The 15,038-nt window shown below is 45.0% G+C and carries 15 protein-coding genes; 8 read left to right on the top strand and 7 right to left on the bottom strand.

Features of this window, described 5'->3' with window-relative positions; all coding sequences use genetic code 11:
- Positions 1-5 precede the first annotated feature (5 nt).
- Together ICV36_RS04540 and ICV36_RS04535 are read right to left on the bottom strand one after the other, a co-directional pair.
- Positions 6-1,682: a long-chain-fatty-acid--CoA ligase gene (locus ICV36_RS04540; protein ID WP_215401395.1), complete on the bottom strand. Its 1,677-nt coding sequence runs from the start codon at positions 1,680-1,682 to the stop codon at positions 6-8.
- 146 nt (positions 1,683-1,828) lie between these two features.
- Positions 1,829-2,527 (bottom strand): outer membrane protein, encoded by a 699-nt coding sequence (locus ICV36_RS04535; protein ID WP_215401394.1) that lies wholly within the window; start codon positions 2,525-2,527, stop codon positions 1,829-1,831.
- A 246-nt stretch (positions 2,528-2,773) separates the two neighbouring features.
- Here ICV36_RS04535 and ICV36_RS04530 point away from each other — a divergent pair, with 246 nt between their 5' ends.
- The 7 genes from ICV36_RS04530 to ICV36_RS04500 all read left to right on the top strand — a co-directional run bounded on the left by ICV36_RS04530 (position 2,774) and on the right by ICV36_RS04500 (position 11,253).
- On the top strand, positions 2,774-3,409 hold the full coding sequence (locus tag ICV36_RS04530) for a TetR/AcrR family transcriptional regulator (protein ID WP_215401393.1): 636 nt from the start codon (positions 2,774-2,776) through the stop codon (positions 3,407-3,409).
- Positions 3,410-3,516: 107 nt separating this feature from the next.
- On the top strand, positions 3,517-5,304 hold the full coding sequence (locus ICV36_RS04525; protein ID WP_215401392.1) for an acyl-CoA dehydrogenase C-terminal domain-containing protein: 1,788 nt from the start codon (positions 3,517-3,519) through the stop codon (positions 5,302-5,304).
- Between the two features lie 10 nt (positions 5,305-5,314).
- A complete protein-coding gene (locus ICV36_RS04520) occupies positions 5,315-7,756 on the top strand; it encodes a 3-hydroxyacyl-CoA dehydrogenase/enoyl-CoA hydratase family protein (RefSeq protein WP_215401391.1) in 2,442 nt (813 codons plus the stop codon).
- 17 nt (positions 7,757-7,773) lie between these two features.
- Complete coding sequence (locus ICV36_RS04515; protein ID WP_215401390.1) at positions 7,774-8,970, top strand: acetyl-CoA C-acyltransferase; 1,197 nt, start codon at positions 7,774-7,776, stop codon at positions 8,968-8,970.
- A gap of 51 nt (positions 8,971-9,021) precedes the next feature.
- Entirely contained in the window at positions 9,022-9,477 is a 456-nt protein-coding gene (locus ICV36_RS04510) for a DUF2147 domain-containing protein (protein WP_251375089.1), read from the top strand.
- Positions 9,478-9,502: 25 nt separating this feature from the next.
- Positions 9,503-10,483 (top strand): nitronate monooxygenase family protein, encoded by a 981-nt coding sequence (locus ICV36_RS04505; protein WP_215401389.1) that lies wholly within the window; start codon positions 9,503-9,505, stop codon positions 10,481-10,483.
- 5 nt (positions 10,484-10,488) lie between these two features.
- Entirely contained in the window at positions 10,489-11,253 is a 765-nt protein-coding gene (locus ICV36_RS04500; protein ID WP_215401388.1) for an enoyl-CoA hydratase, read from the top strand.
- Here the strand turns inward: ICV36_RS04500 and ICV36_RS04495 are convergent.
- Positions 11,250-12,845, bottom strand: a complete 1,596-nt coding sequence (locus tag ICV36_RS04495) for a GMC family oxidoreductase (RefSeq protein WP_215401561.1) — start codon at positions 12,843-12,845, stop codon at positions 11,250-11,252. The genes ICV36_RS04500 and ICV36_RS04495 overlap by 4 nt on opposite strands.
- Before the next feature lie 51 nt (positions 12,846-12,896).
- A complete protein-coding gene (locus tag ICV36_RS04490) occupies positions 12,897-13,457 on the bottom strand; it encodes a 5'-methylthioadenosine nucleosidase (protein ID WP_215401387.1) in 561 nt (186 codons plus the stop codon).
- A gap of 11 nt (positions 13,458-13,468) precedes the next feature.
- On the opposite strand from ICV36_RS04490, the gene ICV36_RS04485 reads away from it, so the two are divergent.
- On the top strand, positions 13,469-13,987 hold the full coding sequence (locus tag ICV36_RS04485) for an adenine phosphoribosyltransferase (protein ID WP_215401386.1): 519 nt from the start codon (positions 13,469-13,471) through the stop codon (positions 13,985-13,987).
- On the opposite strand, the gene ICV36_RS04480 is transcribed toward ICV36_RS04485, so the two are convergent.
- From ICV36_RS04480 to ICV36_RS04470, 3 genes are read right to left on the bottom strand one after another with little or no spacing between them, the layout of a single operon-like run.
- Complete coding sequence (locus ICV36_RS04480; protein WP_215401385.1) at positions 13,984-14,265, bottom strand: YqjK-like family protein; 282 nt, start codon at positions 14,263-14,265, stop codon at positions 13,984-13,986. The genes ICV36_RS04485 and ICV36_RS04480 overlap by 4 nt on opposite strands.
- A complete protein-coding gene (locus tag ICV36_RS04475) occupies positions 14,262-14,630 on the bottom strand; it encodes a phage holin family protein (protein WP_215401384.1) in 369 nt (122 codons plus the stop codon). Before ICV36_RS04475 ends, ICV36_RS04480 begins: the two co-directional genes overlap by 4 nt.
- A gap of 6 nt (positions 14,631-14,636) precedes the next feature.
- The gene (locus ICV36_RS04470) at positions 14,637-14,978 is read right to left on the bottom strand and encodes a YqjD family protein (protein WP_215401383.1); all 342 of its coding nucleotides are present in this window, start codon (positions 14,976-14,978) and stop codon (positions 14,637-14,639) included.
- Between the last annotated feature and the right edge of the window lie 60 nt (positions 14,979-15,038).

Genomic DNA, 15,038 nt, shown 5'->3' with positions numbered 1-15,038 from the left:
ATGCTTTATAAATCTCGTAATTCACGTCTCAAGATTTTGCCAACGTTCGTTTTCGGCAGATCAGCACGGAAGACGATATGTTTGGGGCGTTTATAGTTCGTGAGATTCTCCTTGCAGAACGCCAATACGGCCTCTTCTGTGAGGGACGAATCTTGTTTCACAATGAATGCCTTGACAGCTTCGCCCGATTCTTCATCTGGCACGCCAATGACTGCGCACTCCAATACCCCCGGAATGAGCGACAGCACTTCTTCCACTTCATTTGGGTAAACGTTGAATCCAGAGACTAGAACCATATCTTTTTTGCGGTCAACAATCTTCGTTAGTCCATCTGCATTCATGATGCCAATATCACCCGACTTAAAGAATCCATCAGGCGTCATCACATTCTTAGTTTCTTCTGGCTTATTCCAGTAACCAGCCATCACCTGTGGACCCCGAATGCAAATCTCACCAGGCGTTCCAAAAGGCACCTCGACACCATCATCATTCAGAATTTGCACTTCGGTGCTTGGAACTGGCAGACCAATATAGCCTGTAAAGCTCTCTATTAATGGGGAGTTCACACAAGCTACAGGAGAAGTTTCTGAGAGGCCATAACCTTCTGCAATAGGTGCACCAGTCATAGCCTGCCATTGATCAGCGACGACCTTTTGCATAGCCATACCACCACCGATAGTTGCTAAAATATTAGGGAACTTCACTGCAGCAAATGCGGGTTTATGCATGAGCGCATTAAATAAAGTATTCACCCCCGGGAAGATATTGATATTGGGGTGCTTCTGCAAAAGCTTGATGAAACCATCAAAGTCTCTAGGATTGGGAACCAAAATTAACAGACCGCCCTTGCGCATCCCTAGAACTGAACAGGCCGTTAACGCAAAGATGTGATACATCGGTAGCGCACACAGAAATACCAATTGATCAACATGCTTACGTTTTAATCCTGGCTCGAGCCATAGCTCTGTCTGCAAGACATTGGCAAGGATATTTCTGTGAAGGAGAATGGCACCTTTAGACAATCCCGTGGTACCTCCGGTGTATTGCAAAAAGGCAATATCTTCCAAAGTTGTCTTAGGTTTATTCCAGCGATGACGACTACCATCGGCTAAAGCAGCCAAGAAAGTAATGTGTCCCGGTAAATCCCATGCAGGCACCAATTTCTTAACCTTGCGCACAACCAAGTTCACGATTGCACCTTTTAGACCAATCATTTCACCCATTGAAGTAACGATGGTTTGCTTCAATGGAACGTTAGCAGCAATCTGTTGGTAAACGTGTGCAAAGTTTTCCAGAATAACAATGGCTGATGCACCACTATCTTTGAGTTGATGCTCTAATTCACGCGATGTGTAAAGTGGGTTGACGTTAACCACCACAAATCCCGCACGAAGAATGCCTAACATTGCAATCTGAAACTGCAATACGTTTGGAAGCATGATGGCAATACGAGACCCGGGCTCCAGACCTAAGTTCTGCAAATATGAAGCAAAATGTTTGGAATGTTGGTCTAGATCTCGATACGTTAGAAACTTATCTAGGTACTCACATGCTTGACGATTTGGATAACGCTCAAATGCTTCTTCAAACATATCAAGCAAAGAGTTATAACCCGAGATGTCAACCTCGTGAGGAACGCCCTCAGGATAGTTCTTTAACCAGGGTTTTGTAGGATTAACCATGAAGTTATTTTCAGTCTCGAATTATTTTTATTTATAGTCAGATTACTAAATCTGCATAATCCATTCTAAACACAGCAACATCTAATTTCAAAAAGAAAAAGCCCTCTACAACGAGAGGGCTTTGACTTAATTGATTACAACAAATACTAGAAGCGGTAGCCGAGACCGACGATAAAGTCGTAGCCAGAACCGCCCAAATTAGCAGTTATAGGACCGCTACTTGTTGCCAATGTTGCCGTCTTAGAGCTGAGACTCGCATAATTAACTTCTCCGAGCAAGTAAATAGATTGGGTAACCATTTGCTTATAACCCAAACCAAGGACATATCCCGTGAAATTATTGGTTTGGTAGTTTGCAGTTTGACCATTTAAACCCATTGTGTTTCCTGTTGCACCTACCTTGCCGTAAACCAAACTATCTTTATCGATGACATAACCCGGATTTAGGGTTACAGACCAGATATTCTTCAATTGATAATTAAACCACTTTGGGCCTGTACCCGCATTAAAAGTTCCGCCTGCAGCCGATGAAGCTCCGATAGCGTAGCTTGCAGCAAGACCTAGGGTGAACTTATCATTAATTCCATAGTTATAGCCAACACCTAATTTATTAGTAGCAGTATTTAGATCGGTAGTAGATGTAGCTACAGGAACAGTAACCCCAGCAGGATATCCAGTGGGAGCCAATCTAGCTCCAGTGACTGTTGGGCTAAATGCTGCATATCCTACTGCTGCCTCAGCATAAAAACCTTCCCAAGCATTGGTCTTTGCTGACTGTGCATGTGCACTTGTTGCGAATACTCCAGCCATTGCTAAAGCTAAGGCGCTGATCTTTACTGTTTTCATATGTCTTCCTGTGTTTGGTTTTTCTAATTAATCTAAAACAACTTCATGAATCTTAATTAGATTCATTAGCCTTTGTATCTCGGGTTTTCCCTTTATTTATTTTGCAATGCAATAAATTACTTAGCCCTATAGATAGTAGGAATTACAGAGGCCTTATTTGATGGGGTTCTAGACGATTTCATATTGTTGTAATATAAACGAACGATCGTATTATTTTTACAACAAAATCAGTAATTATTGATATCCATGCTTGATACAAGGTCTAGTTCTCCAGCTTTGACTGCTGAACCCAAAAAAGGTTTGGCAACAAAATCTGTCATTTTGCAAGCCGCTTTGGATATTGCTAGCAAGTCGGGTTTAGAGGGCATCACAATTGGCCGTTTAGCTGAAACCGTTGGCATGAGCAAGAGCGGCGTCTTCGCCCACTTCGGTTCACGTGAGGAACTTCAAATTGAAGTGATTCGTAAGTACTACGAATATTTCTCTGCAATTGTTTTTATTCCCGCCCTAACTAAGACTAAAGGATTGCCTCGTTTGCGCTACATGATCGATGCTTGGATCAAAATGAGTGTTGGCGCAAACACTTCTAGCTGCTTCTTTATTGCTGGCGCTGCTGAATTTGATGACCGCCCCGGAATAGTTCGTGATGAATTAGTTCGCAGCGTCGAAGATTGGCGCTCTGCTCTTTTGCGGGCTATCAAAGAATCTATTGCTGCTGGCGATCTCAAGAAGTCCGTGGTTCCCCAAGAAATGCTTTTTAACCTTTACAGCATTGTGCTTGGAGCCCATCACGACTCGAGATTTTTACAGAATCCCAAAAGCCTTAGCTTAGCCAAAAAACTCATTAAAAATGTTTTTCTTGCTCAACAAGTAATTAAATAGTCGTCTTCTCTATTTGACTTTCTTATTTAACTTCTTTATTTAACTTTCTTTTTACATCCATTACTTTCTTTTCTCATTTAATCAATTATTTAAATTCTGGATCTGACATGCCTCAATACAACCCACCTCTGCGTGATATTCAATTTGTGATTCATGAACTGCTTGATGCTGGCAAAGAGTTTTCTGCCCTACCAGCTTATCAAGATGTTGATAAGGACACTATGAACCAGATTATTGAGGAGGCTGGTAAGTTTGCAAGTGAGATTGCCTTTCCCCTGAATCAGGTTGGTGACAAGGAAGGTTGCACACGTCATGATGATGGCTCAGTGACAACGCCTACTGGCTTTAAGCAAGCCTATGAGCAGTATGTTGCAGGGGGTTGGCCTGCCCTATCCTGCGATCCTGAATACGGTGGTCAAGGATTGCCGCAACTTCTCAATACCGTTCTTTATGAAACACTGAATTCTGCAAATCAATCGTGGACGATGTATCCAGGCCTTTCACATGGCGCTTATGAGTGCTTACATGCCCATGGAACTGCGGAGCAGAAGAAAACTTATTTAGAAAAATTAGTTTCTGGCCAGTGGACTGGAACCATGTGCTTGACAGAACCCCATTGCGGCACTGATCTTGGTTTATTAAAGACAAAAGCCGAACCACAACCCGATGGCACTTACGCCATTACTGGAACCAAGATTTTTATCTCTAGCGGCGATCATGATCTTGCAGAAAATATTGTGCATCTGGTATTGGCACGCTTACCTGACTCTCCTGTAGGAAGCAAAGGCATCTCTTTATTTGCTGTTCCGAAGTTTAAGGTTGGTGCCGATGGCTCTATTGGTAGTGCCAATGCAGTTTCTTGTGGTTCACTTGAACACAAGATGGGTATTCATGGCAATGCTACCTGTGTCATGAACTTTGATGGCGCAATTGGCACCCTAGTTGGTGAACCGCATAAAGGTTTAAATGCAATGTTCGTGATGATGAATGCCGCTCGTCTTGGTGTGGGCATGCAAAGTCTTGGGTTAACTGAGGTGGCCTATCAGAACTCAGTTGCTTACGCTAAAGAGCGTTTACAGATGCGGAGCTTGACTGGAGCCAAAGCACCTGAAAAAGCAGCAGATCCGATTATTGTTCATCCTGATGTACGCCGGATGCTGCTCACGCAAAGGGCTTACGCAGAAGCTGGTAGAGCGTTCTCTTACTGGGTTGCACTTATGATTGATAAAGAACTAAATCATCCAGATGAAAGTGTTCGCAAAGAAACGGGTGAAATGGTCGCCCTTCTCACGCCAATTATTAAGGCCTTCTTAACTGATAACGGATTTACTGCAACCAATGAAGGTATGCAGGTATTTGGTGGTCATGGCTATATCGCTGAATGGGGTATGGAGCAATACGTTCGTGATGCCCGCATCAATATGATTTATGAAGGTACCAATACCATTCAATCTCTTGATCTTTTGGGTCGCAAGGTGCTTGGCGATATGGGCAAAAAGCTCACCAAATTTGGCAAGATCATTGAAGCTTTTATTGAAGATGAGGGTGTCCGCAAAGAAATGCAAGAATTTATTGACCCTCTTTCCGATATCGCCGTCAAGGTTGAAAAGCTCACCAAAGAGATTGGCATGAAAGCGATGATGAATCATGAAGAAGTTGGCGCTGCTGCAGTGCCTTACTTACGCGTGGTGGGTCACTTAATTTACTCATACCTATTTGCACGCATGGCAAAAATTGCTCTAGCCAATAAAGCAAGCAAAGATCCTTTTTATGAAGCAAAGCTAGCTACTGCCCGTTTCTACTTTGACAAACTACTTCCCGAGACTGCCATGCTGATCCGTCAAGCACGCGCTGGTTCTAAGTCCTTAATGGCTATGCCTGCTGATTTTTTCTGAAAGACTAAACATGAGTGATAACAAGATTATTAAAAAAGTTGCCATCTTAGGTGCTGGCGTTATGGGCGCTCAGATTGCTGCACAGTGCATTAACGTCGGTCTTCCAGTTGTGCTATTTGACTTACCGAGCAAATCGGATGACGGTAAACCCGTTAATAAAAATGCGATTGCTATAAAAGCAATTGAGAACCTGAAAAAACTGAAGCCCGCCCCTTTAGGCTTGCCCTCAGAAGCCAATCTCATCATCCCGGCGAATTACGAAGATGACTTAGGCCTTCTGGCAGGATGCGACCTGATTATTGAAGCGATTGCTGAGCGCCTAGATTGGAAGCATGCTCTCTATGAAAAAGTAGCTCCACATATTCCGGGGCATGCACTTTTTGCCACCAATACTTCAGGCCTGCCAATTGGCGAACTCGCCAAAGGCTTTTCAGGCGACCTAAAGAAGCGCTTCTGCGGAGTGCATTTCTTTAACCCACCAAGGTATATGCATTTACTAGAACTCATTCCGGCGGCCGATACCGATCATGCTGTATTAGATGCCTTAGAAACGTTTATGACCTCCACAATGGGTAAGGGGGTTGTGCGCGCTAAAGATACACCGAACTTTATTGGTAATCGCGTAGGTGTTTTCTCAATTTTGGCAGTCTTTGCTGAAGCACAGAAGTTTGGCCTAGGTTTTGATGAAGTAGATGCCATTACCGGCAGTAAGTTGGGTCGCGCTAAATCAGCCACCTTTAGAACAAGTGATGTTGTTGGCCTCGATACCATGGCCCATGTTATTAAGACCATGGAAAATGCTTTACAAGGCGACTCATTCTCGGCAATCTTTAAAACACCTGAGGTAGTTACTCAACTGATTGCAAAAGGTGCGCTTGGTCAAAAGACCAAAGCCGGTTTTTATCGCAAGGATGGCAAAAATGTTCTTGTATTGGACGCCGCTACTGGTGAATACAAGCCCTCTACTGCAACAATTGAACCACTGATTGAGCGCATTCTTAAAAAGCCTATTGCTGAACGGCTTGAGCTACTTCGCGAAACCGATGAGCCGCAAGCCCAATTCTTGTGGGCCATCTATCGCGATATCTTCCATTACTGCGCCATTCACCTCGGCGAGATTGCGCAATCTGCCCGTGAGATTGACTTTGCAATGCGCTGGGGTTATGGCTGGAATTTAGGACCCTTCGAAGACTGGCAAGCTGCCGGGGTAACCAAAGTAGCAAACTGGATTAAAGAAGATATCGAGGCCGGCAAAACACTGAGCAAAGAGCCCTTGCCTGCTTGGCTATTTAGCGGTCCAGTAGTTGATAAGCAAGCTTTCCATACCCCCGAAGGTTCATGGTCTACCTCTGAAAATAAATACATCCCCCGCTCTTCTCTGCCGGTTTATCAAAAGCAAGTATTTAGAGCGCCATTACTCGGAGATGGTTCACCTGATCCGAAAACAGCTGGCACTACTATTTACGAAAATACAGATTTCCGCGCTTGGGTCGATGCTAATCAGCCAGAAGTCTTAATTGCATCCTTCCGCTCGAAGATGAATACCTTCAGCCCAGACGTATTAAGTGGCCTGCAAAAGGCTGTAGAAATCGCCGAGGCAAACTATGCGGGCTTAGTGATCTGGCAACCCACTTCATTAAAGCTAGGCACACCTGGTGGACCGTTCTCTGCGGGAGCCAATTTAGAAGCCGCAATGCCAATGGTCATGAAAGGTGGCCCTGCTGGTGTTGAGCCTTTCGTCAAAGAATTTCAAGACACGATGATGAAAATCAAATATTCCCAAGTACCAGTTGTCGCTGCAGTTTCCGGCATTGCTTTAGGTGGTGGCTGCGAATTAGTTCTGCAATCTGCACGCAGGGTTGCTGCAATGGAAAGCTATATTGGATTGGTAGAAGTTGGTGTTGGCCTATTACCCGCTGGTGGAGGCCTTAAAGAGGCAGCCATACGTGCAGCCCAAGGCGTTGCATTGGCTGGCAATACCAATTATTTGGATTTCACGAAAGCCGCTTTTGAAAATGCTGCAATGGCCAAGGTTTCTTCATCTGCTCAAGAGGCAATGAAGATGGCTTACTTGCAAAAAGGCGACATCATTGTTCCAAACGTCTATGAATTACTCGCTTTGGCTCAAGACCAGGTGAAAGCTATGCGCTATTCTGGATACAGGCCACCTATCCCCACACTCATTCCGGTTGGCGGCCGCTCTGTTGCAGCAACTGTCATGGGTCAAGTAGTCAATATGCGTGATGGTGGTTTTATCTCAGAACACGATGCTCATATAGCCAAGAAAATCATTGACATTATTACTGGTGGCGATGTTGATGCAGGCACTCTTGTTACCGAAGACTGGCTCCTCAAACTTGAGCGCCAAGCTTTTGTTGAACTCATTGGCCACCCCAAATCGATGGAACGAATTATGGGCATCCTCCAAACCGGCAAGCCTGTCCGCAACTAATTTACTGAGACATCAATATGAAAAATCTTCAAGACGCATATATCGTAGCAGCCACTCGCAGTGCTGTTGGCAGATCTGGTCGAGGTGCATTAAAAAATACTCGTCCCGATGATTTGCTGGGCAACGCCTTACAACATGTTTTAACGCAAGTTCCTACTTTGGATCCCAAAGCAATTGAGGATGCCATTATTGGGTGTGCAATGCCAGAAGCTCAACAAGGCTTAAATGTTGCCCGTATTGGACTTCTTTTAGGTGGGCTACCTAATACCGTCGGCGGCATCACCGTCAATCGATTCTGTTCATCAGGTTTAAATGCCATTGCCATGGCAGCCGATCGCATTCGGGTTGGTGAAGCAGATGTCATGATTGCTGGCGGTGTTGAGTCGATGAGCATGGTTCCGATGGGAGGCAACTCCCCATCCATGTCACCTGAGATCTTTATGGGTGATGAGAATATTGGGATTGCTTATGGCATGGGGCTAACCGCAGAAAAAGTTGCTCAGCAATGGAAGATTAGTCGCGAGGATCAAGATGCCTTTGCGTTTAACTCGCACCAAAAAGCTATGGCCGCTCAAGCAGCAGGTGAATTTAACTCCGAAATCTTCCCAGTCAAAGTAGCGCAACGCTCTATGAACTTAGATAAAGGTGAAGTAGAGGTTCAGTGGCGCGAGTTTATTAAAGACGAAGGCCCGCGGGTTGACACTTCTCTTGAGGGTCTGGCAAAACTGAAGTCGCCATTCGCAGCTAGGGGTAGCGTTACCGCTGGTAATAGCTCACAAACCTCAGATGGTGTTGGCACACTCATCCTCGCTAGTGAAAAAGCCATTAAGACTTTTGGGCTAACTCCTTTGGCGCGCTTTGTGAGCTTTGCAGTAAAAGGTGTTCCTCCTGAAATTATGGGGATTGGACCTAAAGAAGCGATTCCGGCTGCATTAAAACTGGCTGGACTCAATTTGCAGGATTTAGATTGGATCGAGTTGAACGAAGCATTTGCAGCACAGTCCTTAGCTGTCATTCGAGATCTTGGTTTAGATCAAAGCAAGGTGAACCCATTAGGAAGTGCTATTGCCCTTGGGCATCCTTTGGGCGCTACAGGCGCTATCCGCGCTGCTACCGCCATCCACGCTTTGCAGCGACGCAAACTGAAGCATGCGATGGTCACCATGTGCGTAGGCACTGGTATGGGCGCAGCTGGAATATTTGAGCGTTGTTAAATAACATTTATCAGAATTAATCGACATCATTGCTTATTAGGAGACATCAGGATGTTAAAAAAACAATTCATGCTATCAGCCTGCTTTCTAGGTCTTCTTACAGGCAATGCGTATGCTCAAGCCGCCGATCCAGCTGTTGGCGTTTGGAAGACGATCGATGACAAGACGAATGAACCATCCTCTTTAATCAAAATTGATGAAGTGAACGGCAAACTTGAAGGTACCATCATTAAAACTTTCCCCAAGCCCAATGAAAAACCCTTGGTCTATTGCACACTTTGCAAAGATGATCGCAAAGATAAACCGATTCTCGGTATGAAAATCATGACCGATCTTAAGCGAGACAAGCTAGGCGTCTGGTCGGATGGCAGAATTTTAGATCCAGAGGAAGGTGAGATCTATCGCGTCAAGATTGCGACTGAAGATGGCAAAAAAATGGATGTTCGCGGTTATATAGGCGTCCCACTATTGGGACGTACCCAAGTTTGGTACAAAGCAAAGCAGTAATTTACATACCAATTAAATACACCATATGAACCATCAACCTCTTCCAGAAGTTCTAGGCAAACATTTGGCAAATGGAAATTTGCCCGTCATCGCCGCCCCACTATTCATTGTTAGCAACCCCAAGCTGCTGATTGCCCAATGTAAGGCGGGCGTGATTGGGTCTATGCCTGCCCTCAACGCTAGACCTGCAGAGCAACTTGAGGAGTGGTTGATTGAAATCACTACTGCTCTGGATGCATACAACCAAGAACATCCCGATAAGCCTGCCGCCCCTTTTGCCATTAATCAAATTGTGCACAAGAGTAATGATCGTCTTGAACACGATATGGCGCTGTGCGTTAAATATAAAGTTCCAATCATCATCACCTCTCTAGGTGCTCGCGAAGAAATTAATACAGCTGCGCATAGTTATGGCGGCATCGTCTTACATGATGTTATTAATAATGCCTTTGCTAGGAAAGCAATTGAAAAAGGTGCTGATGGCTTAATCGCTGTTGCTGCTGGTGCTGGCGGACATGCTGGTATTAAAAGTCCTTTTGCTTTAATTCAGGAAATTCGGGAATGGTTTAAAGGCCCGTTGATTCTGAGTGGTTCCATTGCCACTGGTAGTGCAGTATTGGCTGCTCAAGCAATGGGTGCTGACTATGCCTATATTGGCTCGGCATTTATCGCCACTGAGGAAGCGCGCGCAAGTGACGCCTACAAGCAAGCAGTAGTCGACTGCAATTCAGATGATATCGTCTTGAGCAACCTATTTACCGGCGTTTCTGGTAACTATTTAGCACCCTCCATCCGTAATGCCGGGTTGGATCCAGACAATCTCCCCGAAAGCGATCCCAGCAAGATGAACTTTAGCGGGGCAGCTCAGAAGGCCTGGAAAGATATCTGGGGCTGCGGGCAAGGTATTGGGGCCGTAAAAGCGGTTACACCTACGGCACAGTTTGTTGCTCGTTTAAAGACTGAATACGATCAAACTAAAGACGCATTACTTAAAAGCCCTGCTTAATTCTCATGATTAATCATTATTTGTCTGACGGAATTCTCAAGATATTGTTAAATCGTCCTGAGAAAAAGAATGCGTTTACCAACGCCATGTATCGTGAGCTTACGCAGATACTATCTGAGGCCGATCAGAACCCTCAAGTAAAAGTGATGTTGATATCTGGCGCTGGAAATTCCTTCTCAGCCGGAAACGATATTGCGGATTTCATGCAATCCCCTATCACTCATGAAGATGCTCCACCCATTAACTTATTAAAGGTGCTGGCAGGTCTTACCAAGCCCTTGATTGCTGCTGTTGATGGGGTTGCCGTCGGTATTGGGGCAACAATGCTGTTTCATTGTGACTTGGTATACGCCCAAAAGGATGCGCGCTTTATATTTCCATTTGTTTCGCTGGGATTGGTTCCAGAGGGTGCAGTATCTTTATTGCTCCCATGCCTCGTTGGCCATCAAAAGGCGTCTGAAATTCTACTTTTCGGTGAGCCTATTAGCGCAGAAGATGCTCAGGCGCTTGGATTTGTAAACAAGGTAGTTTTAGAACCATCCGCATTGCCATATGCAGAACAGCGCGCAAAAAAACTTGCTGCCCTATCATTGGGATCCGTTTTACGAACCAAGTCATTATTAAAAGGTGGTGAGCTTAAGGCTGCAATACTCAAGCAAATCGATATTGAGGGCAAGCTCTTTATCGATAGACTACATAGTCCGGCAGCCAAAGAGGCGCTCACAGCATTTATAGAAAAGCGCGCACCCAATTTCGATGAATTAGATTAACGATCCTCTCGGATCAAATCCGCAGCCTTTTCAGCAATGGCGATTACGGGAGCATTAGTATTGCCGCCAACCAAAGTCGGCATGATAGATGCATCAACAACACGAAGGCCCTCTATTCCGTGAACTCTGAGGTTTGAATCAACCACGGCCATATCATCATTACCCATTTTGCAAGTGCCTACTGGGTGATAAACCGTATCTGCCCTCTCTCGAATAATCTCCCGAATATCGTCATCAGTTTTTACATTCGGCGTAAAGATATCCTCTTTGCGTATCTTGGTAAATGCAGGAGCATCCATTAATTTTTTAGTTAATTTATAACCCTTAACCAAGGTTTCTAGATCTTCTTCTTCGATTAGAAAAGCGGGGTCTATTAAAGGTGCATCATTCATATTGGCACTAGCCAGAGTCACTTGACCGCGACTCTTTGGTCTTAGCACACACACATGACATGAATAACCATGGGCCATATGTAGTTTACGGGCATGATCTTCCACTAGGCTGACTACAAAATGCAGCTGCACATCGGGTGCGTCAAGACTGGGATCTGTTTTCAGAAAGCCGCCTGCTTCTGCAAAGTTGGTCGCAATCATGCCATGACGTATACGAGCATATTTGAGGATTTCACCGACCAACTTAACGGAACCTGCTAAAGATATACCAATAAGATCAAGGCTATTGGCTGAGTATCCAAAGATAAAGTCTGGATGATCTTGTAGGTTTTGACCAACCCCAGGAAGGTCATGAATCAGCGGTATCTCAAACTGACGTAATTGATCTTTAGGGCCTACTCCTGAGACCATTAGCAATTGCGGAGAATGAAACGCGCCAGCGCAAAGAATCACTTCCTTGTTGGCATGCAAGGTGTGTCGCTTTCCGTCTTGGGTATAGGCAATCCCTATCGCCTTTTTTCCTTCAAATAGAATGCGTTCAACCTGAACACCAGTTTTTACATGAAGATTGGGGCGCTTACCCATATGTGGGTGCAAATAACCCCGCGCTGCACTCCAGCGCTCGCCATTCTTGTGAGTAACTTGATAAATACCTAGTCCTTCTTGCTCCGCCCCATTGAAGTCTTCATTAATGGGAAAGCCCGTCTCCTTGGCGGCATTTATATAGATTTGCTGAAAAGGATTATTTGATTGCAGATTCGAAACCGCTAATGGGCCGTCATTGCCGTGGAATAGGTTCTTGAATGTAGTGTTGTTTTCGCTTTTCTTAAAGTACGGTAGTAGCTCATCGTATGACCAACCTACATTACCGAGGGATGCCCAGTGATCATAGTCAGATCGATGACCTCTTGTGTAAATCATCGCGTTAATCGCAGAAGACCCGCCCAGACATTTACCTCGTGGCTGATAGCCACGACGACCATTTAAACCTTTTTGCGGGACTGTTTCATATGCGTAATTATTAAGATGCGTCGGTAACATCGCCACTGCAGCCGCAGGGGTTTTAACAACCCAACTATCGCCATTACCTCCAGCCTCAAGTAAAGCTACGCTGCAATTGGCGTCCTCACTGAGGCGACCAGCCATCACACTACCAGCAGATCCTCCGCCAACAATGATGTAATCAAAGCGCTGATGCATCATCCGGTAATTATCCTTTTTAAAATGGCATCCAACATTCCATATGAAATACTAACCTGAGAGAATGTCCTTGAGCTTCTCCAACATGAGTTCCTGACCATGATGAACCTTGGCATGCCAATCCTCTCCAGAGCTCTCGTTTGCTTCATCGGTGATGTATTTAAACGATTGCCAAGGAATTCTGTGTTCATGTGCAATTGCAGCAATGGCAAATAGCTCCATATCGACGACATCCACGCCTTGACTATGCAACCAGGGATCGTATGCTGTCACGAAACTATCACCGGAGCCGCATACAAATTGGCCGGTAGAAACATACTCCTGGGGTCTATTGCAAAATGGTGTGCTGCCGCGTGGCGCTAGTGGCTCAGCATCCATATCGCGTTGAATCACTTTACCAATTTCTAGTAAGCCATGTAGTTCAGACTTAATTTTGCCGGCGGTACCAAAATTCAGTATTCTCTTTGGAGAATGCTGGTGAATTGCTTTAATGGTGGTCAAGGCTGCATTAATTTTGCCAATTCCGGAATACACAATCTCTACTCCACTTGGCAATGCTGCGCGCTTGAGCTCAGTCTCTAATGCGGTAATAATGAGAAGTTCTGTTTTCATGATGGTTGGCTATGCGTTTATTAGATTATCTACCCGGAGTTCCAGATTTTCCAAAGCCCGGTGTTCTTTTTAGGGATATATCCCCGCTTCTAGCCAACCCAGCAGCCTTTAAAGAGGCCATTCGCCAGCTAGATGAGGTTGCCAAGCAATTTGATTACACCCACATCTTGGGCATTGAGTCACGAGGTTTTATCTTTGGGTCAGCTCTAGCCCACCATGCGCACAAAGGTTTAGCGCTGGCCAGAAAGCCCAATAAGCTTCCCCTGGCCAGTCATCGAGAGGCATATGGTCTAGAGTACGGCAATGACTCTTTAGAAATTCAGCAATCTACCTTACCTAAAGATGCCAAAGTATTGTTGCTTGATGATGTGCTAGCTACTGGCGGCACCCTAGTTGCTGCAGACAAATTAATGCGTGGCGCCGGCTTTGAAGTTTGTGGCGCGATAACCCTGCTGGAAATTACTTACTTAGATGGCAGTACGCTTCTAAATCAATCCGGCATTCGCCACCATTCCGTTCTAAAAACTTAGATTAGTTTTTTAGCGCTTTTAATAATCTTCATAGCGCCCCAACCTACAGCCAAAACTTTGCTTGCCAGTTTAGGTTTGTAATGCGCAAGTGCTGCAAAGGCGCTCGTCCATAGAATGGGATTGTTCTTTAGGAAGTTGGCTGCATCAATTCCTTTGTCAGCCCAAGATAGCGGCTTTTCCCATACCTCAAAATGTTCAGCAAACTCCTTACGCTCACGGTGCGCCTGAAGTTTGAGCTCGTGTTGGCGATGCTCTAGCGCCTTTAAATGCTCACTCATTTTGAAAGTGCTTCGCGATCTTTGGCTAATTCAGTAATAGATGCCTCAAATAATTTTGGCATCTTACGTAGTGACTGAGTAATTAAGAACGCCAGAATCAGGCCCACGGATAAAAAAGCACCCGTTAATAATCCGAGAGCCAACATGCGATCGGTCTCCCAGCTATAAATCACAATCAGCAATGCCAGCATCACAAGGCCAAAGAATAAGAAGAACAAGGCGCTAATAATCATCACAAGCAAACTGATGAATTTGCTTCTAGCGATCTGCACATCTAGTGATAAAAGCTCTAAACGTGTTTGGGCTATGGATACTCCAGTAGAAGCAAGGCCCTTAATAGAGGAAAGTAAATTTTCTTGTGACATAGCAATCTAGCGGCGACCAATAAATAAACCAATGAGCAAGCCTAAGCCCGCAGCAACACCAACAGCCTCCCAGGGATTGCGATGGACAAAATCATCTGCACTTTCAGCAGCGACTTTTGCCTTATCTAGCATCTTGCCCTCTACACCGGAGAGGCTTTCTTTCGCACCTGCAAGTGTTTCTAAAGCCTTATTGCGAATCGAGCTAACGGCAGCACCTGGATGATCTTCAGTCGCCTTAATGAGGGCCTCAGCATCAGCCATCAAAGATTTGAATTCACTGATTAGACCTTCAGCGCCTTTTGAGCTGTCATCATGCGCAACTGATTGGTCGGTTTTCTTAGCAGTCATGGAAATATGTACCTAATAGAAAAGACTTAAGTTTCTGATTAATTGCTTGTATAACGCTAT

The sequence above is a fragment of the Polynucleobacter sp. MWH-UH35A genome, assembly GCF_018687075.1.
Lineage (GTDB): Bacteria > Pseudomonadota > Gammaproteobacteria > Burkholderiales > Burkholderiaceae > Polynucleobacter.
Note: the sequence above shows the minus strand (reverse complement) of the source record. Positions and strands in the feature narration are given on the sequence as shown.